Source organism: Blautia sp. An46 (assembly GCF_002161645.1).
GTDB classification, from domain to species: Bacteria; Bacillota; Clostridia; order Lachnospirales; family Lachnospiraceae; genus Blautia; species Blautia ornithocaccae.
In genome coordinates this window covers 44555-70393 of record NZ_NFIF01000007.1, presented here as the reverse complement: position 1 = coordinate 70393, position 25839 = coordinate 44555, and the positions used below count along the sequence as shown (strand labels likewise).

Here is a 25839-nt window from a genome sequence, read left to right as displayed (position 1 = left end):
TCCTCCTGCTATTTCACTTCAATGGTCATAATGCCTGTACTCTCTGTATCGATGGTATATTTCCTTCCTCTATGCAGCAGCGCCTCCTTCACGGATCTGGCCTCCTGGCCGGAAGCCATCTCCCGGAGCCGGAAGGGGAACTCTCCTCTCAGGAAAAGACCTTCTTCCGCCTCTTCCCGGCTGCCGTAGACATAGACCCCCGTGGTTTCTCCTTTCAGAGCATCGCCCAAGGTAAGTTTCTCTCCGCCAGCCAGAAACACTACATCATCCAGCCTGTAATATCCGGTTAATGCTTTCCCCTTTTGTCTGGCTCTCTTGGCACCAAAATACTCACCCCACTCCAGGGTCAGATCGCAGGTCACAGGCCGGTTCAGCATTTCCAGGATCTCCATCTGCAGCCTGCTGGCTCTGTCTCCCAGTTTCTCCATCTTCCGATATCTGTCCCGGGCAATCCTGTCTCTGTCCGACAATTCCTCCTGTTCCTCCTCTGTACTCTGGATTTCCTCTTCCAGATCTTTTTTCATTTTTTTCAGTTCCCCTTTGGTTTTCCCTGTCATATCTGCAGACCGAAGTCCCCTCGGATCCGGAATATCCTCCAAATCTAAGATAAACTCGGGGCTTTCGCTGTTCCCGTCGGTGCTGCCCAGGAGTTTTTCCCCCTGTTTCAGAAGTTCTGGAACCTTATAGTCTTCCATCTGCCATTTTGTGAGATGTGCCTCACAATGAGCCCGAAAGCTCTTCAGCAATTGTTCCAGATTGGTTTCCATTTCTTTTTCCTTTTTTCTCCGGCCTTTAACCGTTTTTTCCGCCTGTTCGTACTGATCGATCATACCTGCCAGACGTTTTTGAAGCTCCCGGATCTGTTCCTCCAGTTTTTTCTTCTTTCTTTTTCCTCCTGATCTTATGATTAGAAAAGCAATAATCACACATACTGCAATAATAATATAGCCTGCCATTGTCATAGTTCCTCTCTCCCGTACCTCTCCTTTTATTGTGGCGATCGATTGAAGTCCTGTTTCATCCTGAAGGTTTATGGCAAATTCTATATCACCTTCTGTCTTGGCTGTGACCAGCACAAGACCGTCCTGTTCTTCTACTTCAACCGGATTCTCCTTATTTATCTGTGTAACCTGGCCCAGGGTCACCTGATCTCCATCCGGATCCTGGAACATATCCGCCTTTTCCAGGGAAAATGTAATCTCGTCCTGATGACGCGTGCCATAGTAAACCTCCTCCTTGTCATATGTCACAGGGGCTCTTCCTTCAATCTGTCCTTCTGCCAGCGTGTAGTTCAAATCGATCAGGTCTTGATACTTTACATTCAGCTTCACAGTATAGGCGCCGTAGTCATCTATAGCAAATTCTTCAGATTCCCAATTTTCCTCTGTCTGGGAAAAACTCAGGTTTTGTTCCTCTGTCTCACCATTGTCTTTCTTCAAAGTAACAGAAGCTGTAAGCTCCGCCCCGGAATTCATATGAATAACATCGCCGTTTTCATCTATCAGCTTTACTCTGAGAAGCAGCGGCTCCTTTCTATAAAGCTGCTCCGCCTTCTCTTCCTGTTCCGCAGAAATAAATTCTGCCTGAGCTGTCAAATATGAATAATACGCAAGGCTTCCATTTACCTCTTCTTTATTGTCACCAGTTATTTCCAGTGTCCAGTCTCCAGATGTGGGATTATTTACTGTAATATATGCACTTTTTCCATCTGTCCAGGAAGCAGCATCCTCCTCCGCCTCCGTAGGACTGTCCAGCACTGCCTCATACTGGACATTTCCGTCCATAAACAGCTGTATCTTGTTTATCCCCAGTTCCGGTACATAAAATCCCATCTTTCCTGAGGAATCCACCTCCACCTTCCGGTACTTCATATCATTCTGCATGGAAAAGAAAATTTGAGCAAACTGTGCAGTTAGTGTATCGATCTGATCTTCCGTAACCTTCTTAAACCGCTCCTGGTCATAGGAATTCTCTCCAAAATAATTTACCAGATTGCGGAGATACTGCTCATCATTTCTCTCCTTCTGCAGATAGACACAGTAGATTGGTATATTTTCCTGCTGCAGCAGCTGAGCCTGTTCCAGGGTTTTTTTGTCCGCCGCCTCCTTATAGGCAGAATCCTGGGCAAGATTTTCATTGATCCCATCACTGAATAAGATAACAAATCTTTGTCTGGACGCATCCTGATCCTCAAAAAGGCCTCTGGCTGCCTCCAGGGCATTCCCGATATTCGTATTTCGATTATTTTCATCCTGCCTTTTCTCATCTACAAAGCCCTCAAGTATCTGTCTGCCTCCCTCCTCTTTCTCCATAGGCGTAAGTCCTTTTGTCTTGTAGATGTCACCGGCGAAGTATACTCCGCCAATATGAATATCCGATCCCACAGCCAGATTACAAATACTTCTGACTGCCTGATCCCGGATTTCCTGCTGGCTCCACATACTGCCGCTGTTGTCGATGCAGAACACAACATCGATCCCCTCTCCTCCTACATTATCCGGGAGGACTCCGTTGGTATTCTCGTTGTCAGACTGATCTGCCATACAGATTCTGGGAAACATCAAGAATATAAGCAGCAAAATCAACATCTGCCAAAACAGTCTGACTCCTGTCTTTTGTACATTTTTCATATGCCATACTCCTCCATAATAACTTCCTTTGATTATAATGCTTCCCCTCTCATTTGTGATAAAAATTACAAATTTGGGAGAAAATTTGTAATAAATTTCACATTTTCTTTCAGATAATATAATTTTTATATTGCTTCTCTAAATCCGCCAGAAAATCAATATTCGCTTTTTCATATCTATTCAGTTCTTCTTCCTGTACAGTTTTCCCAGTCACCGGAGAATACCAGTTCTTATCTTGAAAATATCGTTCATAGTCTGTTCCTGTAAAGTCATAATTTTTCCTGGCATAGATCTCATTGATAGCATAGCGGATCTCCTGCACCGTACTCGCCGGATCCTGAGTGATCATCGTTTCGTAAAAATATCTTCTCTCTACCTCTTCCTGATTTAAGTAAGCCTGACTGCTGTCTTCAAAAATATATCCGCTCTCCGCATATTCCTTTGCACCCTCTCCCAGTCCATAGATGTCTGTCTCGTTAAGTATTTCCCCTGTATTATAAGAAATTTCCATCGAGTAAAAAGGAATCTCCGACCCCACCGTATACCAGTCAAAGCTTACAGTTTCATCAGTTTTATCGATAAATTGCGCTTCTGCATAGATGAGTTCTCCAATCCCCGGAAGAGCTGCAATTTTTTCTGCTTCACTACAGTTAATCGCCTCATAAGTTTCTCCATAGTCATGGGACACGTAGGGGCCTGCTGTCTCTACCGTACCAATACCTTCTATTTCCAAAAAAGTCCCATCTAGGAAATACATATCCCCGACACCCGCAGTCTTATGAAATTCTCTTATACGCCATACATCTCCGCCATCTAAAGAATAAACCTCGCCTCCATATACTTGGCACATCCCTCCCTGGAGGCCAAATACCGCATATATAAAATCCTGATCCTTGTATACCGTAATCTTATGTCCTATCGCTACATTATCTAATCCTGAGTAAAATCCTACATCTTCCCCTTCCCAATCATTCTCCCGGATCCTTTCAATCACTTCTTTTCCCTGTTCAAATATTTCATCCCGACATCCATTCCCCCGAATAGCCGTATACTCTTCTTCTGCACTTACATTCTTGCTGCATCCGAAAAATAATAATACACAGCTGATGAATAATGGAACTGCCTTATAATAATTTTTCCTTCTCATATTGCATTCCTCCTCACTTTTCCTTAGAGATATTGCTTTATGGTATCATCTTACTCTGCTCTCTTCTGACCGACAACAACCGTACTTTGTGCAAAAAAAGCGGGGCTGTCGCATTAGTCATATTCCTGAAATATGACTAATGCGACAGCCCTGCTTTTTTATTATTGCTTTTCTTAGATTTTATTCCACTGTCACCGACTTCGCCAGATTCCTTGGCTTATCCACATCCAGGCCCTTTGCCACACTGACATAATATCCCATCAGCTGCAGCGGCACGATTGCCAGGCTGGTGGTAAAATACTGGTCTGTCTTCGGCACATATACGGAGAAATCTGCCGTGTCTTCAATGTTATAGTTTCCATACTGGGTCAGTCCCATGAGATAAGCGCCACGGCTCTTTACCTCTACCATGTTGCTCACTGTCTTCTCAAACAGCGCTTTCTGAGTGGCCACGCCTACAACCAAAGTTCCGTCTTCGATAAGGCTGATGGTGCCGTGTTTTAATTCTCCCGCAGCGTAAGCCTCAGAATGAATATAGCTGATCTCCTTCATCTTCAGGCTGCCTTCCAGACTGATGGCATAGTCGATGCCTCTTCCGATAAAGAAAATGTCTCTTGCATTGGCATATTTGCTGGCGAACCACTGGATCCTTTCCTTGTCGTCCAGAGTTTTCTGGATCTTATCCGGAAGAGTTCCCATCTCCTCCAACAGAGCCGTATACCTGTTTTCATCAATAAGGCCTTTTATTTTTGCGGCCTGGACAGCCAGAAGATATACAGCAATCAGCTGGGTGCTGTAAGCCTTTGTAGTGGCCACAGAGATTTCCGGTCCGGCGTAAGTATACAGGATATAGTCGCTTTCTCTGGCAATGCTGGATCCTACTACATTCACGATTCCCAGCACCGGTACGCCTTTTTCCTTAGCCAGACGAAGAGCAGCCAGACTATCTGCCGTCTCTCCGGACTGGGAAACCACGATCACCAGAGAATTTTTTACCAGGATGGGATTTCTGTAACGGAACTCAGAAGCCAGGTCCACTTCCACCGGAATCTTTGCCAGACCTTCGATCACATATTTTCCTACCATTCCCACATGATAGGCAGAACCGCAGGCTACGATATAGATCCGCTCTATACCTGCCAGAGTCTCATCTTCCAGTCCCACCTGGGAAAAATCAATGCTTCCCTCTTTTACATAAGCGCCGATAGTATCCTTAACCGCTTTCGGCTGTTCATGGATCTCTTTCAGCATGAAATGCTCATATCCGCCTTTTTCCGCAGATTCTGCATCCCAGTTGATGGAAACCAGATCCTTCTGGATCTCTTCCCTGTCAATATTATAGAAATGGATCTCTGTTGCTGACAGTTCAGCGATCTCCATATTTCCGATATAATATACATTTCTGGTCCTATCCAGGATAGCCGGCACATCAGAAGCGATCAACGCGCCTGTATCGCTTTTTCCTACGATCAGCGGGCTGTCCTTGCGGGCTGCAAAAATCTTTCCCGGATAGTCCTGGAACATCACACCGAAAGCGTAAGATCCCCGGATACGAAGCATAGCTCTGGACATAGCCTCCAGAGGAGTTCCGGTCTTTTTATAATAATAATCTACCAGCTTAACAGCAATTTCTGTGTCTGTCTGAGAATAAAAACTATAGCCGGATTTCAGCAGTTTTTCCTTCAGTTCCTGATAATTTTCAATAATTCCATTGTGTACCAGGATCACAGAACGGTCGTCAGAACAATGAGGATGGGCATTTTTCTCGGAAGGTTCCCCATGGGTTGCCCACCGGGTATGTCCGATGCCGCAGGTTCCCGGCACTGCCATTCCTCCGTCTGTTTTCTCTACCAGGATTTTCAGACGTCCCTTGGCTTTTACAATCTCTGTCTTACCGGTCCCGTCATTTCTCACTGCGATTCCCGCAGAATCATATCCTCTGTACTCCAGCTTAGACAGCCCGCCAAGCAAAATCGGAGCCGCCTGCTCTTCACCTACATATCCTACAATTCCACACATAACATTCTCTCCATTATATTCATATTCAAAATTTATCCGGGAGTTTCCTCCCCTTTGCAGTCACATTTTAAACGAGTATATTCTACCATGTATTTCAAAATCTGTCATTATGAAATTCTGATTATAATCCTGTCTCTGCCCCAAAAATTGACTTTCTTTCAGGAATATGCTACCCTCAGTGTGCAAAAACAAAACGAAGAAAATTATATATAGAAAGGACGGATTATCATGAAAACATACTCCATCAGCGAATTATCTTCCATAGATACTTCTGTACTTCTTCCTCTCTATGAAGGAGCCTCCATTCCCCGGGAGTTTTCCGGGTATCTGACCGGCACCCAAGACCTGGATCTGGAAGCCGGAAACCTGTACCACATCCTGGCCCCCAAAAAGCTCCTGCTTCTGGGCCTTGGAAAAGCAGAGGAGATGACCCCGAAAAAGTTCCGGGAGACCATAGGCGCAGCTATCCGCTCAGCCAAAAAAGACTTGTGTATCTTTGTTGATTCCCCAGCCATGGAAGGTTTTTCCATAGAAGAGGCTGCTGCTGAGGCAGCTTTTGCCGCAGGTTTCAGTCAGTATGACTTCACGAAAATCGGAAAACAGCCGGAAAAGAAGCCGGAAATTGCCCTGATCTCTTCAGCAGACATTGACGCTGTATGCCAGAGGGCCCAGACAGCCGCATTCTGTGTCAACCATGCCAGAAATCTGGGGAACACGCCCAGCAATATTATGACTCCCGAAGCCCTGGCAGAGGAAGCCGCCAATATAGCAAAAGAGCTGGATCTGGAATGTGAGATTCTTACGAATAAAGAACTGGAAGAAATGGGGGCCGGAGCCATCCTGGGCGTCAACAGAGGCTCTTCCCACGGTGCCCGGCTGATTGCCGTGAAATATGAGGGGGCTCCCGGCGAGGATTATACTGCTCTGGTAGGAAAGGGCCTGACCTTCGATGCCGGCGGCTACAACATAAAAACCGGCACGCATATGGACGGGATGAAATTTGACATGTGCGGTGCTGCAAATGTTCTTTGTGCCCTGGAACTGATCGCCAGAAGCAAGGCAAAAGCAAATGTTATGGCTGTCATCGGCGCCACAGAAAATAAGATCGGTCCCGACGGCTACACCTGCAATGATGTTCTCACTTCCCTGTCCGGAAAGACCATAGAGATCACCAATACAGACGCTGAAGGCCGTCTGGTTTTATGCGATGCCATTACCTGGGCCCAGAAGCTGGGCGCTAAAAAGATCATCGATATGGCTACCCTTACAGGGGCCTGCGTAGCAGCTCTCGGCAAAAACTATACCGGAGCTTTCACAAATTCTCAGGATTTTCTTCAGGAACTGGAAAAGTATTCTCAGAAGACCGGAGAAAAACTCTGGCAGCTGCCTATTGACGAAGACTTCCATAAGCAGGTACTGGAAAGCAATGTAGCAGACATGAACAACTGCGTGATCGGAGTCGGTGCCGGCAGTTCTCTTGCCGCCGCCTTCCTGGAAGAATTTATTGACGAGGGAGTAGAATGGATCCATCTGGACATCGCCGGAAGCAGTGATTTCTCCGAGGGCAAGCCATATATGGCAAAGGGCGCTACCGGAGTGCTGGTACGGACTCTGGGAGAGATGTTTCAGTAAAAGGCAGTAATTTTTCAGGGAGTCAACTGTTACAAATAGTTCGCTCCCTGATTACTATAATCTGATGTACTCTGCTTTTATCTATAAAGGCTCTTCCCTCCCCTTCTCCCGGACTGTCCTGTTCGCTTTCAGCCTGTACTGCTGCGCTATTCTCATCCCTTCTGCCACCTGGCATGCCTGCTGATAATAATATCTTACAGCAGTCTGAAAAACATTCTGCCGCTTTCCTTCCAACAGGTCCCTGCTGAACTGTATTTTTTTCCGGTAAGGGATTTTTCGGCTCCCGGTCTCAATATAGTTCTCCTGGCTCTTTAAATTTACAACAAGCCTGGGATCCTTCCCTATAATCAGAAGATCGCCCTTCAACTGCACTTCTACATTTTTCATATTTCACCGCCTACCAATACTTTTTCCGTCTCCTTTTTACTGAAGGAATTTACCTCTATGTTCAAAAGATTCTCTTTTGACGGTATCGCCTCTTCATTATAAAACAAGGCGTTCCCTGTATCAAATATTGGCGCCATAGACACAAGTCTGTGCTGCTTTTCATCATATAAAAAGCCAAAATTATTAAAATGCCGGTCTGTATTGGAGCAGGAACAAATTCCAGTTCCTGAGAAGTAAACAGGGGCGACAGAGAACAGGGATAGTTCTTCCCTTCTATAACAGCCTTGTCAATCCTATAAGGAATATAGTTCTTCCTCATCTCCCCATTCACAGATGAAGAAGGTGAAAATTTAGAAACAGGAAAATCCAGATCCAGCTCTCCGGAATCCGTAAGGAGCTTTCCCAATTCATCGGAAAAATCATTTTCATAAAAGTTCAGATCTTTCCAGTAATATTCCCGGTCTACCGGCTGCAGCCAGTAATGGTCTGTCAGGCTCAATCCATAAGCAGACAGCATCAGAGACTGACTGGTTTTTTCATTCAGGGAATTTAATACCTGCCGGATCCCCTTCCTGGACTCAGGGATCGCCCTGGCTTTCCACCATTCTTTCACTCCGCCTCCATTGGCATCGCAGCCAAGAGGCAGTTCCTCCGGGATATAAATATCTAAAATATACTCTATGGAGCCTGTCATATTATCAATCTGTACCATCGCCACATCTAAGTCTTTATGTTTCAGAACATAAAGGCTTGATAAGCTGTCTTTTGATCCACTTCCGCTAAACTGCATATACTGACCTCCACCAGATTTATGACATTAGTGTAATACCTCCGCCAACGCCTTGTCCGCTTTTGAAGAAGCTTTCCCGTCCTTCTGGAATAGTCTTCACCTCCGCCCGGTTCTTCTCCAGAAACTCTTTCAGGATTCCTTTCCGGATACACTCTGTAATGGCACGTTCCACCGCCTCTGACAGGGGCAGTTCTCTGGCATATTTCCGCACCCGATCTACGTATTCCGCATAATCTTTCAGATCCCTGCATGCTTCCATCAGTTCCCGGTTATGATTCCGGTTGATGTTCAGCAGCACTGCTGTCAGCTCCAGCTGTGTTTCTTTCATCCTTACCGTATAGAGGTCCGACAGCCGCAGGATCTTCCGGTCCGGCTGAGGCTCTGCCCCGTTTTCATAACATCCCCGGGATCAAACTCATTTTGCAAGGCACGCCTCCTTGCAACTATATGTTAGCTGCATAATACTCTTTTTTGCTCTCTGTCAATTGGTAAATGGAGAAATGATATACCGAACGGATTCTTGAATTGTTTCTTGAAGTGTCTTTCAGACTTTCTATCTTGTTTTCTTTATGATATCCTATCTGTTTTTATAACAGCAGACGGAAATTTTTCTAAAAATTTCCCCTCTGCCGCCTTGGATTTTTATTTGATTTTGTACAGTAAAACCACAGCCATCCCCCGATCCCGGCTCCCAGGGTATTCCCCATCACATCGTCAATCTCACACAGCCCCAGTCCGGTAAATCCCTGGACCAGCTCAACGGTTAAAGACAGTAATGCTCCCGCCAGTATAATATACCGCAGTTTTTTAAACCGTGGAAAGTTCAAAGGCAGGGCAAATCCAAAGGGAATAAAAAGAAGGATGTTGTTCACGATCTGTATTCCCAGTCCCTCATCTCCCTGGGTAATGGTTCTCCAATAGGACCAGAATGGAAAGAACTGGAAACGGCCTCCCATCCGGCTGCCCCACTCCCGGCCGCAAAGAGTCAGCGCCAGTATCCCGGCCAGGGACACTGCCATAAGCCCTCTGGAAAGAAATGCTTTCAGGGCAGTGCTGTGACGCCGGGCCATTCCCCGCCTTTCCAGATACACCATCAGGCAAAACAGCACAACCGTCAGTATCAGGATATAAAGCCAGGCAGAAGACACCTGTGTTGTATAGGTTTTTATAAATTTTTCCAGTACCATACAGCCCTTCCTTTCCCTGTTTTATCTGCATTCTCTTTCTCGCCTGTTTCTCAGAATGACTCTGCTTATCTTGTATTGTCTTCTTTTATCTCCAGTATTGCGCATTCTGCTTCCCTTTAAACACAAAAACTGTTTCTACAGCTCCCGCCCCTCCAGAATCCTCGCAGGATTTCTCTCCAGAAGGATCCGGGAAGCGCTGCTTCCGTAGTATATGTCCAGGACTCTGGCCGTTTCTTCCAGATCCGGCGTCCGCAGCACCGGGTCATGAGCGTCTGAGGCCACCAGTCCTGCCATCCCCCGGCTAAGAAGCCAGTCTGCTGTCCTGGCAGCTCTTCTTCCCAGTTCTCCCAGGATGCTCCCCTTGTTTACCTGAAGGATTACTCCTCTTCTCCAGAATCCTTCCAAAGCCTCCGGCTGCCGCTTTGCAAAATCATACCGCTCCGGATGAGCCAGAACAATCTGATAACCCATGGCTAAGAGTTCATCTGTCCATTTTAATGCAGTAGTCCTGGAAATGTCAAAGAAAAATTCCACCAGCAGACGGCGGCTGCCGCCGTATCCGGGCAGGGGGCCTTTCCGCCCTGCCTTAAGAAGGGATTCATTGACCATCAGCTCCATGCCTCTGTGGACTTCCAGGGGGATCTGCTCCTCTTTCAGGGCCCGGCAAAAGTCCTCCAGTTTTTTTCCATAAATTTTCAGATATTCTTCCGGTTCATAAAAGGAAAAATCCCCGTGAGAGGTGGCGGAAACGGCCCGGACTCCGCCTGCGGCGGACATCCTGGCCATTTCCACGGACTCTTTCAGGGATTTTGCACCGTCGTCGATTCCCGGAAGGATGTGGATATGCAGATCAACCATTTCCTGCCTCCTCTTCATAAGCATTCTTCTGACCATAAGGCTGTCTGTAGGAACCGCCGCCGTAACCATATTTTCCATAGCCGTAACGGCCATATCTTCCGTAACCATAGCGGCCGTAACCGTATTCACTGACTGATTCCGGATAAGAATTAAACACATATCCTAATATCCTGGCGCTTCTGCCTCCCAGGAAGGACAGGCCCTCCCAGATCCGTCTCTGGGGAATAAAATCATATTTCACCACATAGAGGATCCCATCGGCATAATCTGACAGCATTCCTGCATCCTGGAACGTTTCACAGGGAGGGGTATCGATGATGATATAATCCATCTCTTTTTTCAGAGCCTGTATCAGCTCTCCTGTCCGGGGACTGCTGAGAACAGAAGCCGGCTGCTTCACGGTCCTGCGGCTCCCCAGAAACCAGATACCGCTTTTCTTCAGCTTCCGCAGGCCTTCCCGAATAGTTTTCTCTCCTTTTACAATATCTGCAAGTCCTGCGCTGTCCCGGATCCCGATGATCCCGGCGTCATCCTGTTTCCGCAGATCTCCGTCTATGAGAAGCACCCGTTTTCCTCTGGATGCCAGCAGCTCGCTTAAGTTCACTGCCAGTGTGGATTTTCCCTCCCCGGAAGCCGTACTGGAGATCAGCAGGACCTTGCCGCCTTCTTTTGCCATCATGTTCTCCAGACGGATTTCCAGGGCTCTGAGACTTTCCCTGTAACCAAAAGAGAGCCTCTTGTCCAGCACAGAAATCTTCTTTTTCTTCTGCTTTTTCCTTGCCTTAAAGCGAACCTGAGGGATCATTGCCAGGCACCGGAGACTGGTGATCTTCTGCATCTCCTCCGGGTTTCTGGCAGTCCTTCTGAAAAGAGCCGTAAGGCCCAGGATCAGAATTCCCGCCAGTGCGCCGGCTCCTCCTCCCAGAGCCAAGGTACGCCTGAGACCAATATGATTAAAAGGCTCTGTGGGAGTCTCTGGCTCATTCAGATAATTAAACTGAATGTCACCCAGGACAAACCGTGCCGTTTCCGGATAGATTTCCAAAGCTGTATCCAGGATCTTCCTGGCGTCCTCCGGATCCGGGCTTTCCACCCGCATGGTGACCATATTGGAATTTTCCACAGTCTCTGAAGTAATGGTGCCGTTTAAGGTATCTGTTCCCAGCCGCTCCAAAAGGGCGCTCCTGAAAAAGCTGCTGTCCAGAATATAAGGAAAAGTCCTGGACATCTGATCCGCTGTATTGCTGTTGTAATAAAAATTATAGGTGCCGTTTTCTCCGTCTCCGGTAGCTACCGTAAAGGTGGCACTGCTGGCATACAGAGGCTCATAACTCAGATTCTGAAAAGCATAGAATCCTCCCGCTCCTGCAAGGATCAGAATCAGCACCAGCCACCACAGTCTGGTAAAGCTTTTCCAGAAAGCCCCAAAAAGCAGGACAAGGTCAATTTCCATCTCATCGTCTTCTCTGTTTTCTATCTCTTTTCTCTGATCTTCCATACTTTTATCCTCTTTGGTCTCCTCTCCGGATGTTTTTCCCATAGTCTCCATAATCATATCCATATCCGGAACTCTGGGAAATCCAGTCTCTGTGAAAAGCATTCAGAATAAATCCTGAGAAATCACAGCCGCTCTGCCAGATCATATCTACCGTATCGTTAACTATCCGCACATCAGACCAGTCCTCCCGGACTACTAATAGCACAGTATCCGCTGCTTCCATCCAGACTTCTGCGTCAGTGGATACTGCCGTAGGCGGACAGTCTATGATAATATAGTCCATCTCCTGTTTCCACTCCCGGGCCAGAGTCTTCATAGGTGCCTCTGCAAAGACCGCAGCCGGATCTTTTGCGCCGGAAAACTGGAACAGCTCCCATATACCTGCAGCTTTATTGTAATACAGATTCTCCTTCCAGGAGGCCTTTCCCCTAAATACCTGCTCTACAGAAGTCCTTCCTGCACTTTTTTCCTCAAAAACCTTATACTGGGCAGGCTGCCGCAGATCCCCGTCCACCAGAAGCACCTTCTGGTGCTTCTCCGCCAGAGCCAGGGCAATATTAGCCGCCACTGTAGATTTCCCTTCATTTTCACTGATACTGGTGACCAGCAGGATCTTCTGATCATTCCGCCTCATATGATACTCTACCTTCGCCTCAGCTCTTCTGCTGGCCTCGGCAAAGTCCATGCTTACCAGGGGAGAATTCAGAAGAAGGGCTTTCTTGGCATTCTTCCTTCCCAGGATCCCCTTGCTCTCAAAGGGAATGATCCCCCGGACCGTTCCATCCAGAAGCCTGGAAGCGGAAGAAGGACTTTTCACCGTAAACCGGAGGAGATAGAAAAGACAGATCACTGCCGCCATTGCCAGCATTCCTGCTGCTGCCAGCAGATTCCGCCTGGCCATGATCCAGGAAGTATTGGAAGGTGAAGAAGGCACCTGAGGCTCCTGTAAAATCTGCAGGGAAGCGTTAGAGAACACATCCTGGGCCACCTGTTCATAATTTTCCAAAGCAGAATTGATAAACAGATACGCCTGCCGCGGATCCGGGCTGGACACGCTTAAAGTAAGCAGGTTGGTGTCTGTAATAGGAGTACAGGTAATATCTCCTGCGATTTCCTCTCCCACATCTTCTATGATCCTGGACCTTAGCGCCGAACTCTGAAATACCTCTCCGAAAACATCTGCCATCTGGCTGGTCACCGACAGAGAGGAATAGGCGCTGGTCTGTCCCTTCACTGTTACCACCAGGGTAGCGGTGGAAGTATAGACCGGCTCATAGATCAAAGTATGGACCCCGGTGATCCCCAGCCACAGAGACACCCCGATCACCAGGATCATCCATAGACTCTGAAGAAGCTCAAGACAGAGGCCTCTTATGCTTATTTCATCCAGTCGAAAAAGTTCCCGATTCATCTGCCTCCTCCTTTCACCCTTCTACGATCACAGTCAGCCAGGTTTCCCCGGAATTTCCCTGTCCGTCCTCTGCCTGATAATGGACCTCATAACAGCCTGGCGTCTGGGGATCCACATTGGATTCCGACGAAATAAGGCTGGTATCCAGATTATTGCCCTGGCTGTCCAAAAGTTCCTGAATATAAGCTGCGGCGTCAATACCGCTGCCCTGGTCTATATAAACAATCCCGGTATTCAAAACAATCTCCAGAGAATGCCCCTCTGCAGCCACCACATGGATCGGCAGATCCTGGGTCACCGTATCCCCCAGGCTGTTGCTCATCTCTAAAGTCGTGGTATAGCTTCCTGCCCTCTGATAATTTACATCTGTATCTGTCTGGGTGATCCAGTCAGAAAGATCCCCATCCAGCTGATCCTGGGCACCCAGCCGGCCCATCAGTTCATCATAGCTTCCTTCTCCCTCTGAAAACACCAGAGGCTCCGTCAGGGTAAACCTGGGAGAATGATAGTCGGTGAACCTTACCTGTCTGGTAAGAGAGGCAGGCTGATCAGCAGAGTCAAAGACCACATAGGTCATGTTGCACAATCCCGGCTCAATAAATCTGGAAAAAGAGCCTGCCACGATCTGCGAGGTCAGATCCCCGTCTTCCTGATCTGAGGCTGTAAGCCCCTCTAACAGCTGTTCCTGGGTATACTCACAGGGAATCTCCAAAATCTCCCGGTCACTTACAATCTCCGGTTCATTGGGATCCCGGTTCTGAAAAAGAACTACCCGGGATACGCCAAAGATTACCAGAGACAAAATAAAAATCATCACTACCCCAGCTCTGACAAATCTCATAACAGTTTCCTTCCTTTATTCTCAAAACTCATTCAGGAACTCCTGAATCTCCTCTTCGTCTACTTCCCGTACTTTTCCTTCTCCTACCTTATAAACCCGGCTGCACATAGAGAATACGCTGGGCCTGTGGGCGGCTACGATCACCGTCCGGTGAGGCTCCTTCTTAATGATCCTCCTGAGAACCCTTCGCTCCGTAGCCACATCCAGGGCACTGGTAGCCTCGTCCAGGATCATCACCGGTGCATCTGCCAGAAGAGCTCTGGCAATGGAAAGCCGCTGTTTCTGGCCTTCCGAAAACCTGGTGCCCCGCTCCCGGACCTCGGTATCCATGCCGCCATCCAGCTTCTCCACAAACTCCCAGGCGCAGGCAGCCTCCAGCGCCTCCCGGATCTCCTGGTCTGTGGCTTCCGGCTTCACCATCCGCATGTTCTCTGCGATGGTTCCGGAGAACATGGTATTTCCCTGAGGAATATAGCTGAACAGACATCTGGTAGAAGAAGAAGCCCGAAGGACCTGACCATCCGGATTCCCCACCTGGATCCGTCCCTTCTGGGGATGATAAAGACCCAGGATCAAATTTAAAGTTGTAGTTTTTCCCTGGCCCGAAGGGCCGATAAGCGCCACGATTTCTCCCGGCTCTGCCCGGAAATTCCCCTCCCGGTAAATCCATTTCTCTTCTTCATAGGCAAAGTCCACGTCTTCCATATGTACAAAGACGCCCTCTTCCTTTGCCCTGGCCTTGATCTCCTCAGCCTCTTCTTTATCCTCCATGGAATCCCGGGGAAGGCTGGTGATCTCCATGATCCGCTCTGCGCTGATTCCTGCCCGGATCACCATTGGAGCCATATTCAGGATCCCGCTGAAAGATCCCCTTAAAGACCCGGCCATAGACACAAACATGGTCATAGTGCCGTAGCTGATCTCCCCCTGCCACAGGCGAAAAGCTGCAAATCCATAGCAGGCATATCCCACAGCCTGGCCCACCAGGGAGGTAATAATGGTCATATACTGCTGAAATTTATTCTGCCGCAGAGCAATATCCACAGACTCCTGCTGAATCTTGTGGAATTTCTCCGTTACCCTGTCCAGCATGCCAAATGCCTTGATAAACTGCAGATTCTGAAAAGTCTCCTGATCAAAAACCGTCCGGTCGCTGGCTACATTCTGATTGTCTCTCTGAAACTGCCGCATACGCTTTGCCGAATATCTTGAAGTAATAAAAGATATGGGGGCTCCCAGAAGGGCAATCACTGCCATCACCGGATCATGTTGGATCACAATAACAAAAGCACCTCCAAAACTGATCAGTGTGGTCACCACGTTAGGAAGAAAAGAAAGAATGGTATTGGCCACCATTCCTGCATCTCCATTTACCCGGTATAGCAGGTCTCCCGACCGGTATTTGGCCAGCGACTCCCAGTTGGTCCGGAGTACCTGTTCATAAATATCCGCCCGGATCTCATTGGTCACCTTCAGACGCACCTTCAGAGACATCCTGGACTTTACCGCATTAATAAAAATCTGGGAAACCCCTACTCCCACATAGGTAGCTGCCACCCGGACAATCTCCATAGAATTTACTCCTGTGACAGCGTCTACCAGGTCTCTGCTCACCACAGAAGTCCCCAGAGACAGAACAGAGCCTGAAGCTCCCAGAAGTATGTAAACTCCTATCAAAAACCAATAGCGCCGGACATAGGCATACATCCACAGCAGTTCACCTATCAGCTGCTTCAGCCTGCCCTCCCGGATCCGCTGAATGATATGTTTTACGCCGCTCATAGATACTCCCCTTATCTGGATACAGCAGGCTTTCTGCCTGTACTTATCCGCCGGATCTTTCGTCCCGCAGACATAAAAATCCCATTCCCATATTCTGCATTTCCCCCGAATACAGGAATGAGATTCTGTTGAAAATTTTGACGCCCAAAACGATAAGTAAGTGTGTGGCAGGAATCGCTGCAGGCTTTTGTAGACTATGTACAGAGCTGCCCGGTATAAGTGAAATCGGGAATATTTGTCCATTTTCATGGTCAGTCTGCGCTGCTTTGAGCCTGTAGTCTCAAAGTCATGCTCGACAAATGCCCATAAAATGGACAAATATTCCTATTCTGCACTTCATGGAGCAGCTCTGAGGCACAGGTTATGGGAAAGCCTACGGCGATTCCTGGTTGTACTTTTCCGGCTTAGTTTAGGGTACTAAATTTTCAAGGTTTGTAATGTGTTTTGGTATGTATACGTCGTATATAACGTACATAATATATACATTGTTTATTTGCCGAAGATGGTCTCTTCGGTGAGCTTCACCGCATCCTCATCCGGGCGGCAGGAGAGTTCGTAGACTGGAAGCTTTGTAAGCAGGTGATCCAAAGTTTCCAGACAAAGTTCCATGCCATTTTCCAGCCAGGTTGGATAAATAATGTTATTGGATACAAGCTGTACCTTTTCAAATCCCGACAATTCCCGTATATAATTCTCCGAAGCCTGCTTCAAAATGATTAGGGACTGTATAGGCACACTGGTATTCTCGCAATAGGGCGATGAGCCATGCCAAGGAGTCCCCCAGCCGATAAATTCATCACCGGTATCCTGAACAAAGTTCATGTCACCATTAATGATTAAAGCATCTCTGTATTGATTCCAAAGTTCCGCCATAGTTGTCTTGCCAATGCCCGATGGGCCGAGGAAAAGCAGGCCCTTACCACGATAGTCTATCATAGAGCTGTGGATTTGAATCATATGGCGTTGAACGGCATGGGTGTAGAAAATTAAGTTAGTAAAAACGTTAAAACTACTTTTATTTTTTAGTTCAAAGACAAAAGTCTTGCTCCAATCATTATTCACCAAAAGTATATCATTTTCATAACGGTAACACCTATTTAAATCCTTTTCTAAGTAATATTCATTAATGTTATACACCTCTCTACCAAGCATGTGTTTAATTTGTACTACATCACTGCTCTCATACGTAATAAACTTACTCCAGCCTTTGTCTATTAAAAAAGGATCTATACTTATGTCTAATTTTGCAATAGAATAATGCATATCTCTAATACAGTTGTAAGCAGCCTTGTGCTCTCAGGATTCCATAATAAATATCAATAAAAGCTTGCTTTGTTGACGAGGGCCATGCACCTAAAATATCATTTAAATTTGTAGGCATTGTTGCCACCAGCCATTCAGTAAAGCCCGTAAAGTCCGCGGAATAGTTCCCTCTTCCACTATAATTAGACCATCCTGTAGACAAATAGTTATTTGAATCATCCCAGTACCAGCCAATCCCTGTATATCCACCACTACTATAACTTCCATCTGGATTTGTAGTAAAGTTCCAATATAGCCAATAAGTATTTGGCTGTTGTCCCTCTTCTTCATCTCCCCATGCTGACCCGGATGTTGACAATGTGCTAATTCCTCCATTTGCAACTTTTGCTTCTATTACTACATATCCTTCCATATTATATTTCCTCCATAAACTTCTTATATCTCTCACAAAATGCCTCTGTCACCGTCTCAGGTCCTCCACATTCGGCATTCAATGCCCCTGCACATTTGAAACATATCTTATTTGCCTCGCATGTATAGCATTCCTGGGGCCATCTTAGAGATTCTTCATATTCTATCAGTTCCTGCCATGATTCCTGAAATCCTTTTTTTAGAACAGGAATGTCCGGCTTGTCCATGAAACTGCAGAATCTCATCTGCCCGTTCCATGTGATCCAGTAGCCTAATCTGTAATCTTTACAATAGGTACATGGTTTTCTTTCTATATTAACAGGATTGTTTTCCAGTCGAGACCGCATCTGCTGTTTCCATACAGCCTCATTTTTTATGGAAAGCCTCACCTTATTAATCTCTCCTTCTTCATTTCTGACGGAAGCTTTTACCCCCGAAGTTGGAAACCAGTGCATACGATTCTGATAAGCATAAAGTGCCATCTTCTTTACGTCTTCCTGATTCTGGCTAATAATGGTACTTACCAGCTCTATGGGAATTTTCATCTCTTTCAAAACCTGGATTCCATGATCCACCTTCGTGAATCCTTCTTCCACCCGGCATACCTCTTTATAGACCTCATCACTTGATCCATAAAGGGTTATTTTAACTGCTCTGGGAGGGAACTCTTCCAAAAGTTTCTCTGCCTTTCCCTTGATCATGGAAGCATTGGTCTGTAAGGTAATGAAAAACCCCATTTGAGACAATTCTTTCCAGATAATCTCAAACTCCGGATGCATAAAAGGCTCCCCTCCAGTGACACACAGCCAGGTTGTTCCTGCCTCTTTTGCTGCCCGGGCTATGTTGATCCATTCTTTTGCCGTCAATTCTTTTCCATATTTAGGAATCTGCTCCGGTTTTAAATGTACATAGCACATTCGGCAGTTAAAATTGCATCTTGGGGTCAGCTCAAAAGTTCCGGAAATAGGTATTGCCTCTGCAAAGGCTTTCTCCCATACTGCTTTATAAAAGGGATCCAGCCATTCCATTCTTCTGCAGGCAGGCTCAAAGTCATAACTCATAAGGTATCCTTCTTCTTGTCTATTTTCACCGAAACCCTTCCTCTCACAGTGCCGTCATCTAAAATATTATTTATTGACAAGGTATTAAGAAATTTGTCAATATCGGCATCTGCCTTCTCCTCTGTCACTCCCGAATAATGCTCCAGGATTCTTTTCACTAAGTCTTCTTTCTCAAACTCATGGTCTTTCATATAATCCCACAAATAGGCTGCTGAGGAAGATATATATACAATATTGGTCACATCCTTGACCCGTTTCCCTGTCGGTACGATCACATACTGACCAGCCACTTCCCTGAGTATCAGTCCATCTTTTAATTTCATCCCATCACTCCCTGTTATATCCGCCTGCTTTCCTGCCTGAATTCAGCTCTCAGGAAAGCGTTCAAGGCGATCCTTAGTGCAAATTTCTGTCTTTTCCAGTATTCCGGGTTCTCCGATAGTTCTGTGTGACAGCCTCCATACCAAAGGTTCCACAATCATGGTTTCTTTTCCTTTTTCATAAAAGAGCGTCGTTCTTCCATCACAGAATACCTGGCCTCCGGGCAACTGTTTTCTATCAGTATCCACAATGCAGCTTTTTTTATTATACAGGGAAAATCCTGGAAAAACCATCACCCATTCTCCCCGTCGAAATGGGTGATAGCCAAAGGCTTTTCAGATATTTTTCTTACTCTAACATATATTGTTTCAGGCTTTTCCGGTTCCTTACATTCAGTTTCCGCATGGCCTCGGAGATATGGCTTTTTACCGTGTTTACGGAGATATTCAGGTGTTCTGCGATCTCCTGGGTTGTCCAGTTACGGGCTGCAAGCATGGCAATCGCAAACTCCGTTGTGGTCAGATCATCGGCTACATCATGGCCGGTTATAGGGTTATGAACTCTACGCCATCCGGAAGAAAAACGGTAAGTAATGTCGATAATTCTTTTGAAATCTTCTGGCCATTTGGGTTTTATAACCGCTTCCAGCATTGCGCCTAAAAGCCCATGGTGTTCTCCAAAGCCCTCAATGAGATCATCCGGCCGGGCCATTTCCCATGCCGTCAGAAGATGCCCTTGCGCCTGTTCGGACTGCTTCAGACTCATATAGTCCATAACTGCAACCAGGTGCAGGTAAATAGCAGGAATGGGATAAGCCGAGGCGCCCATAGCAAGTGTCGCCTCTACCGTCCCGGCGCTTTTGCTGTATTCCTTTTTCAAATAGAGATAGTGGGCCTGTACATACAAAGCAAAGGCCCGCAGTCCCGGCGGAAGCAGAGGCAGAAAGCTTTCAATCTCCGGCAGTTTATCCGGCATCGGCAGATGCAAAAGTACCGCCCCCGCCGATGCAACAAAGGCCGCTGCAGCCCGGAACTCTGGGGATTCCTTTCCAGCAGAAGCAAGGGCGGCATTCAGCTCATCAAGGGCAAATCTTGCCCGGGGAATACGTCCCAGAGACAAGTTGGCATAGGCATAGATCAGACAGGCAGAAAGTTTCGCCCCGATATCAGGGCTGGTAAGATACGCTTCAGCCTCTTTTGCTGCAGCCTCCGGCTGTCCGCTGAAATAATGATACTCTGCCAGAGCGATATCCCTCCGGGGTCCCGGGGTCATAGCCAGGGCCGCAGCCTGGCAGTTTCCCGGTACAAATGCCGTATTCATCAAGGGCATAAGGTTTGCGTGATTCAGCCGGCCGCCGGCAGATGTCTGCAGCGGAGGAATTTTTCCCTGCTGACGCATTCGTCTGGGATCGCCGGGCTTTTGTGCATTAGAAGGAATTGCCCAGGCTTTCCCGATCCGCTGTGCACCGGCTATTCGGCCTTCTGTACAATATTGGTTAATTCTCCTTTCGGACACCCCCCACTTTTGGGCCGCCTCCCTAAGAGAAAGATAATCTTTCATGTTCACACCGCCTTTATTTCAGATATTTTCACCTTCATTGTATACGAATATTCGTATATTTTCAATGTTAGGAAAACGGTGTAGCCCATGCTCCTTTCTGCCTGGTCTGCAGACTCCTTTGGGGCATTCGAAACAATCCTTCGTGCAAATATGCCGCTTTTTTACAGATTCCGGATTTTTCTTTTCGTATTCTGTTTTTGTCGCTATAGGATTTTTATATACGACATTTAAGTATACTCTGCCCGGTGTTACCGAAGTGTTACTTTTTATCTGTAAAAAGTATGTTTCTATTTTTAATCATTGAAAAATGTCCGACTCGGACAGATCTTTAAGACATCTTGGGATGTGATGAAATGTAATTAATTGCACCCTTTATACAAAGGGCAGAGCAGATATAAACTATAGCCTGCCCCCATCAAAGGGCTGTACCTATACGGATTTTCGCAGAAAATCATAAAGACAGCAAAACGGCCTGGGTTTCCTCAGCCCAGGAATATTCTCCCATATATTCTTTTGTCAGCATCCAGGCTCTCCTGGCAGTTTCATCTCCTTCCAGCAGCCGGTAATAATCACAGTCTACCTTTCTGCAGTCAATGCTGCACTCCCCTCTGTTGTTGCTGAATACGTCCGCCAGTCCATGCTCTGCAAAAGTCTGCCGGAGATTCATGATGGCTTTTCTGTACAGGTTTTTTACCCGGTCGTCATATTCCCGTCCTTCCCAAAGCTTGTCTACAGCTTCCCAGATGGTCAGACTTCCTCCCCGGCGGTCCACACAGAGGGCCAGCAGTTCCTTCGCCTTATTATTTGCAAAAAACACCACCTGTCCGTCTACAAACATATCAAATTTTCCAAAGGTACGCAGATATACCCGCTTCTTCAGTCTGACAGACAGCAGTCTGGCCCGCTCTATGGCTTCCGCTATATCTTTCCGGTCATAGGGCTTTGTCAGATAAAAGTCCGCCTTGATGCGGAAAGCATCCATAGCATACTGTTCATATCCCGTAACAAAGATAATCACGATCCCCGGAATGATCTCCCGGAGCTTCTGAGCCAGGACCAGACCATTCATAACCGGCATTTCGATGTCCAGAAAGGCTGCTTCCACCGGATTTTCTCTGGCATATTCCAATGCCTCTTCCGGATTGGTAAAGGCGCCTGCGATCTCCGTTCCTATCACGCTTTCCGCTTCCATCTGGAACTGCCTTACTCCCAGTCTTTCGTCATCTACTATGATTATTTTCATGTCCGTCCTCTTCCTTTCCGTAATACGAAGTCTTTTTTTCAGGAACCCGCAGTACTACTTTTGTTCCTTCCCCCGGACGGCTGAAAATCTCCATGCTGCCTCCTGAGATTTCCTGTATCCGGAAGCAGATATTTTCCAGCCCCATAGACTTGTTCTGCCGGTTCTTTTCACCTACATTGCTGCTGTCAAATCCAATACCGTTATCCTCTACCTCAATCACATAATCTCCGGATTCCTTATAACTGCGGATCCAGACAGTTCCGCCCTGGATTTTTTTACATATTCCATGCTTAACAGCATTTTCCACCAAAGGCTGAACAGAAAGAGGCGGCACCTGGAAATTCTGTTCCCGGATATCAAACACCACCTGGACTCGTTCTTCAAACCGGATCTTCTCGATATTCACATAAGCCTTCACATGTTTCAGTTCCTGTGAAAAAGGGATCACATCCACATCCTCCAGAGATCTGAGATTTTCTCTGAGGTAGGTAGAAAAATCATAAATTGTATTATAAGCGGTTTCCGGATCGATCCGTACCAGAGCCCTGATCGAATTCAAAGTATTATAAATAAAATGAGGCTTTATCTGACTGGTCATTAATTCTGCCTGGCTTCTGCGAAGCCTTTTCTCCAATTCCGCCCTTTCTCTCAAGCCGTAATAAGTCTCCAGCAGATCGATCCGAAAATGGTTCAAAGCATATAAGAGCATGGTCAAACGTACAAAAGGCCCTGCTATATTGTTAGATCTTGAATAAAAAAACAAGATTTCCACCAGCGCAGCTGCCAGGATCAGGCCCACACAGACAGTCTCCGATCCCAGGTATCTTCCCTCTTTCTTCAGAAAAGCCCTGAGATGTATCCAGAAAGCATATCCTGCAGTTCCTCCTGCAAATACCAGGATCCCGGGCATGATCCTCATAAGGTCCCAGATACCTGCCACAGACAGCCCCATGGTTCCGGCTCCGGCTATACCGCTGAAATAAAACAGTCTTCTTGTGATTTTCCCCTGAATGTTTCCCCATCTGACATAAAGATATCCATAGACAAACATAAGCAAAAACAGCAGCGCCATAATCGTCACATAGTATTTCGCTTCTACTCCCAGAAACACCAGAGGCATCTGAGACTCGCCGCACAGCCATACCGAAGCCAGGATCAGCAGCCCGCCCAGCAGTTCCTGATAAGAATAAATTCTGTATTTTCGCAGAACTACTGCCAGAACCTCTATGACTGCTCCGGCAATTCCGATCAGAATCCCCATTCGGAATATCGGGGTTTGCTTTTTTATAATAAAATCCAGCAGCTCACTATAGTTTCCATAATAAATCTCCCCTATCTGGCCGGAAAATTTCTGATATGGGGATCGGATCTTCACTGTCAGTGTTTTCCCCTCACAATCTTTCGGAAGCATTACAAAATTCCAATTTCCCGGAAGGGATTGTCCTATCAATTCTTTCTCCGGGTATTTATAGAGCAGCTCTTCCTCCATATAGACTTCCACTTCCTGCTGTCTGGATCTGAAAACAATTCCGCCATTCATATAAAATTTATCCGGTATTCTGTTTTCCAGTACCAGTTCCTGTCCCGCCGGCACCTGACGTTTTACCGGAAGCGTCACCTGCACACTTTCTCCGTTTTCTTCTTTTATCGTCCAGTTATCATTAAAGGAGGAAACGCCCACTTCTATATCCGGAATAACTTTATAGGAATAGATTTCCATAATCACTGCAAAAACAATCATAACCAGCGCCATAGCCCCGGCAAACTTCTTTTCCCCCATATACGGTTCTCCTGTTCTTTCATTTCCGGTCATTAAATCTATAATGACAGGTAATATTTTAGCATATACACAGATGAAAGAAAAGAAGCCAGAACCTATCTAAAAAGCTAAAACAAATTCACCCCTATCATGACCAGTCCCAATACTACCAGGACGACTCCTGTAACTCGGTTCAGAGTTATGGGGGCCGCCTTATTGGCAAACCGGGCTGCGATCTCTGCCCAGATCAGGGTAAAAATAATGCAGAGGGCCAGACAGCTTATATCCGGCAGTCCTCCGATGGCAAAATGGCTGACAGCTCCGGTAAAGGCTGTAAAAGTCATAATAAAAACGCTGGTCCCTACAGCTGTTTTCAGCTCATAGCCCAGAACAGAGGTCAGGATCAGCAGCATCATCATTCCCCCGCCGGCACCCACAAAGCCGCAGATGAATCCGATCACAATACCGCAGACAACGGACTGAAGCATCCGAACTTTCCTGCTTACTCCGTTCATAAGTTCCTTGGTGGTCATAACAGGGCTGGCAATAAATTTGACGCCCAGAAGAAAGGTCATGATCACAGAAAAGCTTCCCATCGTGCTATCCGGCATAAGACTTGCCAGCCAGCTTCCTGCCATGGTCATTATCAGAACAGCCGCCATCATGATCAGACCGTTGCGGATATCCAGATTTTTATTCTTTCCGTAAGTATAAGCGCTGGCAGCGCTGGCCAGCACATCGCTGGCAAGAGCGATCCCCACCGCCTGGTACGCCGGCATCCCAAGAAATGTGATCAACATAGGGCTGATTACTGCTGCAGCGCTCATTCCCGCAAATCCCGTTCCAAGACCTGCTCCCATTCCTGCAATGAAACATACAATTACTTCTAACAACGCTCTCATTCCTTTATCAATAAGTATAAGTAATAGTATACCACAAAGCAGGCAGCCGGGTGAACACTTATATTGAAGTTCCTTACCCTCAGTGTACAAGGAAAACTATTCTTTCTCTATATAGTCCTCTACATTTTCAAAGGTAACCTTGGAATAGGGAAGATAAATATATTTCTCATTTTCAAATTCTATATCTGACAGTCCGCTGCCGGAAACAAGGGCTTCTGTCAGTTTTGCCATGGCCTCTGCCTGGCCTTCCTTGTCGTTATACACGGTTCCGGCCATCTTTTTTTCTTTAATAGCCTCCAGTCCTTCTTTCGTGCCGTCAATGCCGAAAAATACGGGAAGGGCTGATTCTGTCCGGTTCAGTTTTTTGTAGGCGTCAATAGCCCCCAGAGCCATGGCGTCATTATTGGCCAGTACCAGTTCAATCTGGTTCTGATGCTGTCCGATCATCTGGAGCATACGGTTTTCCGCCTGAGCCTGATTCCAGTTGGCAATGCCATAGCTGAGTTTTTCAAGCTCCACACCCTTTCCTCTTAAAGTATCTACTGCGTTCTCCGTCCGGATAATGGCGTCCTGGTGTCCCGGTTCTCCCTCCAGTACCACATATTGAATCTTCCCGTCTTTATTCCTGTCAATCTGAGGCTCCGTCTCTATGGCATCTGCTGCCAGTTCACCCTGCATCACTCCGGACTGTTTTGCATCTGCCCCTACATAATAGAGCTTGTCCCACTGCATCATGTCTTCCGCCACCGGCTCCCGGTTAAAGAAGATAATGGGTATATCATTTTCTCTGGCAATATCTATGATCTCCGATGGGTCCGCCCGGTCCACCAGGTTCACACAAAGCACATTGCAGCCTGCATCTACCAGCTCTTTTACCTGATCGTTTTGGATCCGCTGAGAGCCGGCACCGTCTCTCACAGTCACTGTAGCCTCGAAAGAGCCCTTCTCCAGCTGGTTCAGTTTCTCCTCAAAACAGTCCAGCAGCTCACTGATAAATATATCGCTCTGATTATAACAAGCCACGCCTACCTGGGCCCGGGCAATTCCCGTCTGTTCTTCTGCTGTACAGGAAGCCAGCACCTGTATGCTTATACCAAAAACCAGCACTGCGGCTAAAACTTTTCTCTTTTTCATTCT

The 25839-nt window shown here is 46.8% G+C and carries 22 protein-coding genes; 1 reads left to right on the top strand and 21 read right to left on the bottom strand.

What is annotated here, in order from left to right:
• Window positions 1–8 precede the first annotated feature (8 nt).
• The 3 genes from B5G00_RS07355 to glmS all read right to left on the bottom strand — a co-directional run bounded on the left by B5G00_RS07355 (window position 9) and on the right by glmS (window position 5796).
• Window positions 9–2630 carry a vWA domain-containing protein gene (locus B5G00_RS07355; protein WP_087270783.1) on the bottom strand — a complete coding sequence of 874 codons (2622 nt, stop codon included), beginning with the start codon at window positions 2628–2630 and terminating at the stop codon, window positions 9–11.
• Between the two features lie 109 nt (window positions 2631–2739).
• Window positions 2740–3777, bottom strand: a complete 1038-nt coding sequence (locus B5G00_RS07350) for a YARHG domain-containing protein (protein ID WP_087270780.1) — start codon at window positions 3775–3777, stop codon at window positions 2740–2742.
• Window positions 3778–3957: 180 nt separating this feature from the next.
• Window positions 3958–5796 carry a glutamine--fructose-6-phosphate transaminase (isomerizing) gene (gene glmS / locus B5G00_RS07345; RefSeq protein WP_087270777.1) on the bottom strand — a complete coding sequence of 613 codons (1839 nt, stop codon included), beginning with the start codon at window positions 5794–5796 and terminating at the stop codon, window positions 3958–3960.
• A 228-nt stretch (window positions 5797–6024) separates the two neighbouring features.
• On the opposite strand from glmS, the gene B5G00_RS07340 reads away from it, so the two are divergent.
• Window positions 6025–7428 carry a leucyl aminopeptidase gene (locus tag B5G00_RS07340; protein ID WP_087270774.1) on the top strand — a complete coding sequence of 468 codons (1404 nt, stop codon included), beginning with the start codon at window positions 6025–6027 and terminating at the stop codon, window positions 7426–7428.
• Window positions 7429–7509: 81 nt separating this feature from the next.
• Here the strand turns inward: B5G00_RS07340 and B5G00_RS07335 are convergent, their stop codons facing one another.
• The 18 genes from B5G00_RS07335 to B5G00_RS07245 all read right to left on the bottom strand — a co-directional run bounded on the left by B5G00_RS07335 (window position 7510) and on the right by B5G00_RS07245 (window position 25836).
• Window positions 7510–7815 carry a hypothetical protein gene (locus B5G00_RS07335; RefSeq protein ID WP_087270771.1) on the bottom strand — a complete coding sequence of 102 codons (306 nt, stop codon included), beginning with the start codon at window positions 7813–7815 and terminating at the stop codon, window positions 7510–7512.
• Window positions 7816–7876: 61 nt separating this feature from the next.
• Window positions 7877–8605, bottom strand: coding sequence for a hypothetical protein (locus B5G00_RS07330; protein WP_087270768.1), 729 nt, complete (start codon window positions 8603–8605; stop codon window positions 7877–7879).
• Between the two features lie 19 nt (window positions 8606–8624).
• Entirely contained in the window at window positions 8625–8933 is a 309-nt protein-coding gene (locus B5G00_RS07325; RefSeq protein WP_087270765.1) for a hypothetical protein, read from the bottom strand.
• A 283-nt stretch (window positions 8934–9216) separates the two neighbouring features.
• Window positions 9217–9792 (bottom strand): VanZ family protein, encoded by a 576-nt coding sequence (locus B5G00_RS07320; protein ID WP_087270762.1) that lies wholly within the window; start codon window positions 9790–9792, stop codon window positions 9217–9219.
• Window positions 9793–9927: 135 nt separating this feature from the next.
• Window positions 9928–10650 (bottom strand): tyrosine-protein phosphatase, encoded by a 723-nt coding sequence (locus tag B5G00_RS07315; protein ID WP_087270759.1) that lies wholly within the window; start codon window positions 10648–10650, stop codon window positions 9928–9930.
• Entirely contained in the window at window positions 10643–12211 is a 1569-nt protein-coding gene (locus B5G00_RS07310) for a CpsD/CapB family tyrosine-protein kinase (protein ID WP_162613496.1), read from the bottom strand. Before B5G00_RS07310 ends, B5G00_RS07315 begins: the two co-directional genes overlap by 8 nt.
• The gene (locus B5G00_RS07305) at window positions 12153–13559 is read right to left on the bottom strand and encodes a tyrosine-protein kinase domain-containing protein (RefSeq protein WP_087270752.1); all 1407 of its coding nucleotides are present in this window, start codon (window positions 13557–13559) and stop codon (window positions 12153–12155) included. Before B5G00_RS07305 ends, B5G00_RS07310 begins: the two co-directional genes overlap by 59 nt.
• A 13-nt stretch (window positions 13560–13572) precedes the next feature.
• Window positions 13573–14400 (bottom strand): immunoglobulin-like domain-containing protein, encoded by an 828-nt coding sequence (locus B5G00_RS07300; protein ID WP_087270749.1) that lies wholly within the window; start codon window positions 14398–14400, stop codon window positions 13573–13575.
• Window positions 14401–14421: 21 nt separating this feature from the next.
• A complete protein-coding gene (locus B5G00_RS07295; protein WP_087271000.1) occupies window positions 14422–16182 on the bottom strand; it encodes an ABC transporter ATP-binding protein in 1761 nt (586 codons plus the stop codon).
• A 489-nt stretch (window positions 16183–16671) separates the two neighbouring features.
• Window positions 16672–17445, bottom strand: a complete 774-nt coding sequence (locus B5G00_RS07290) for a hypothetical protein (RefSeq protein ID WP_087270746.1) — start codon at window positions 17443–17445, stop codon at window positions 16672–16674.
• A gap of 4 nt (window positions 17446–17449) precedes the next feature.
• A complete protein-coding gene (locus B5G00_RS07285) occupies window positions 17450–17857 on the bottom strand; it encodes a hypothetical protein (RefSeq protein ID WP_087270743.1) in 408 nt (135 codons plus the stop codon).
• Window position 17858: 1 nt separating this feature from the next.
• On the bottom strand, window positions 17859–18917 hold the full coding sequence (locus tag B5G00_RS07280) for a radical SAM protein (RefSeq protein WP_087270740.1): 1059 nt from the start codon (window positions 18915–18917) through the stop codon (window positions 17859–17861).
• Window positions 18914–19240 carry a PqqD family protein gene (locus tag B5G00_RS07275; RefSeq protein ID WP_087270737.1) on the bottom strand — a complete coding sequence of 109 codons (327 nt, stop codon included), beginning with the start codon at window positions 19238–19240 and terminating at the stop codon, window positions 18914–18916. Before B5G00_RS07275 ends, B5G00_RS07280 begins: the two co-directional genes overlap by 4 nt.
• Before the next feature lie 346 nt (window positions 19241–19586).
• Complete coding sequence (locus B5G00_RS19935) at window positions 19587–20798, bottom strand: response regulator transcription factor (protein ID WP_087270731.1); 1212 nt, start codon at window positions 20796–20798, stop codon at window positions 19587–19589.
• A 451-nt stretch (window positions 20799–21249) separates the two neighbouring features.
• On the bottom strand, window positions 21250–22041 hold the full coding sequence (locus tag B5G00_RS07260) for a response regulator (protein ID WP_087270728.1): 792 nt from the start codon (window positions 22039–22041) through the stop codon (window positions 21250–21252).
• Window positions 22019–23821, bottom strand: a complete 1803-nt coding sequence (locus B5G00_RS07255) for a sensor histidine kinase (RefSeq protein WP_162613495.1) — start codon at window positions 23819–23821, stop codon at window positions 22019–22021. Before B5G00_RS07255 ends, B5G00_RS07260 begins: the two co-directional genes overlap by 23 nt.
• Before the next feature lie 107 nt (window positions 23822–23928).
• On the bottom strand, window positions 23929–24702 hold the full coding sequence (locus B5G00_RS07250; protein ID WP_087270723.1) for a sulfite exporter TauE/SafE family protein: 774 nt from the start codon (window positions 24700–24702) through the stop codon (window positions 23929–23931).
• 96 nt (window positions 24703–24798) lie between these two features.
• Window positions 24799–25836 (bottom strand): galactose ABC transporter substrate-binding protein, encoded by a 1038-nt coding sequence (locus B5G00_RS07245; RefSeq protein ID WP_087270720.1) that lies wholly within the window; start codon window positions 25834–25836, stop codon window positions 24799–24801.
• Window positions 25837–25839: the final 3 nt, after the last annotated feature.

Excerpts from the sequence above, each read along its gene's own strand:
- B5G00_RS07355 (WP_087270783.1), bottom strand. The coding sequence starts at position 2,630 with ATGAAAAATGTACAAAAGACAGGAGTCAGACTGTTTTGGCAGATGTTG.
- B5G00_RS07350 (WP_087270780.1), bottom strand. The coding sequence starts at position 3,777 with ATGAGAAGGAAAAATTATTATAAGGCAGTTCCATTATTCATCAGCTGT.
- glmS (WP_087270777.1), bottom strand. The coding sequence starts at position 5,796 with ATGTGTGGAATTGTAGGATATGTAGGTGAAGAGCAGGCGGCTCCGATT.
- B5G00_RS07340 (WP_087270774.1), top strand. The coding sequence starts at position 6,025 with ATGAAAACATACTCCATCAGCGAATTATCTTCCATAGATACTTCTGTA.
- B5G00_RS07335 (WP_087270771.1), bottom strand. The coding sequence starts at position 7,815 with ATGAAAAATGTAGAAGTGCAGTTGAAGGGCGATCTTCTGATTATAGGG.
- B5G00_RS07330 (WP_087270768.1), bottom strand. The coding sequence starts at position 8,605 with ATGCAGTTTAGCGGAAGTGGATCAAAAGACAGCTTATCAAGCCTTTAT.
- B5G00_RS07325 (WP_087270765.1), bottom strand. The coding sequence starts at position 8,933 with ATGAAAGAAACACAGCTGGAGCTGACAGCAGTGCTGCTGAACATCAAC.
- B5G00_RS07320 (WP_087270762.1), bottom strand. The coding sequence starts at position 9,792 with ATGGTACTGGAAAAATTTATAAAAACCTATACAACACAGGTGTCTTCT.
- B5G00_RS07315 (WP_087270759.1), bottom strand. The coding sequence starts at position 10,650 with ATGGTTGATCTGCATATCCACATCCTTCCGGGAATCGACGACGGTGCA.
- B5G00_RS07310 (WP_162613496.1), bottom strand. The coding sequence starts at position 12,211 with ATGGATATGATTATGGAGACTATGGGAAAAACATCCGGAGAGGAGACC.
- B5G00_RS07305 (WP_087270752.1), bottom strand. The coding sequence starts at position 13,559 with ATGAATCGGGAACTTTTTCGACTGGATGAAATAAGCATAAGAGGCCTC.
- B5G00_RS07300 (WP_087270749.1), bottom strand. The coding sequence starts at position 14,400 with ATGAGATTTGTCAGAGCTGGGGTAGTGATGATTTTTATTTTGTCTCTG.
- B5G00_RS07295 (WP_087271000.1), bottom strand. The coding sequence starts at position 16,182 with ATGAGCGGCGTAAAACATATCATTCAGCGGATCCGGGAGGGCAGGCTG.
- B5G00_RS07290 (WP_087270746.1), bottom strand. The coding sequence starts at position 17,445 with ATGCATTATTCTATTGCAAAATTAGACATAAGTATAGATCCTTTTTTA.
- B5G00_RS07285 (WP_087270743.1), bottom strand. The coding sequence starts at position 17,857 with ATGGAAGGATATGTAGTAATAGAAGCAAAAGTTGCAAATGGAGGAATT.
- B5G00_RS07280 (WP_087270740.1), bottom strand. The coding sequence starts at position 18,917 with ATGAGTTATGACTTTGAGCCTGCCTGCAGAAGAATGGAATGGCTGGAT.
- B5G00_RS07275 (WP_087270737.1), bottom strand. The coding sequence starts at position 19,240 with ATGAAATTAAAAGATGGACTGATACTCAGGGAAGTGGCTGGTCAGTAT.
- B5G00_RS19935 (WP_087270731.1), bottom strand. The coding sequence starts at position 20,798 with ATGAAAGATTATCTTTCTCTTAGGGAGGCGGCCCAAAAGTGGGGGGTG.
- B5G00_RS07260 (WP_087270728.1), bottom strand. The coding sequence starts at position 22,041 with ATGAAAATAATCATAGTAGATGACGAAAGACTGGGAGTAAGGCAGTTC.
- B5G00_RS07255 (WP_162613495.1), bottom strand. The coding sequence starts at position 23,821 with ATGGGGGAAAAGAAGTTTGCCGGGGCTATGGCGCTGGTTATGATTGTT.
- B5G00_RS07250 (WP_087270723.1), bottom strand. The coding sequence starts at position 24,702 with ATGAGAGCGTTGTTAGAAGTAATTGTATGTTTCATTGCAGGAATGGGA.
- B5G00_RS07245 (WP_087270720.1), bottom strand. The coding sequence starts at position 25,836 with ATGAAAAAGAGAAAAGTTTTAGCCGCAGTGCTGGTTTTTGGTATAAGC.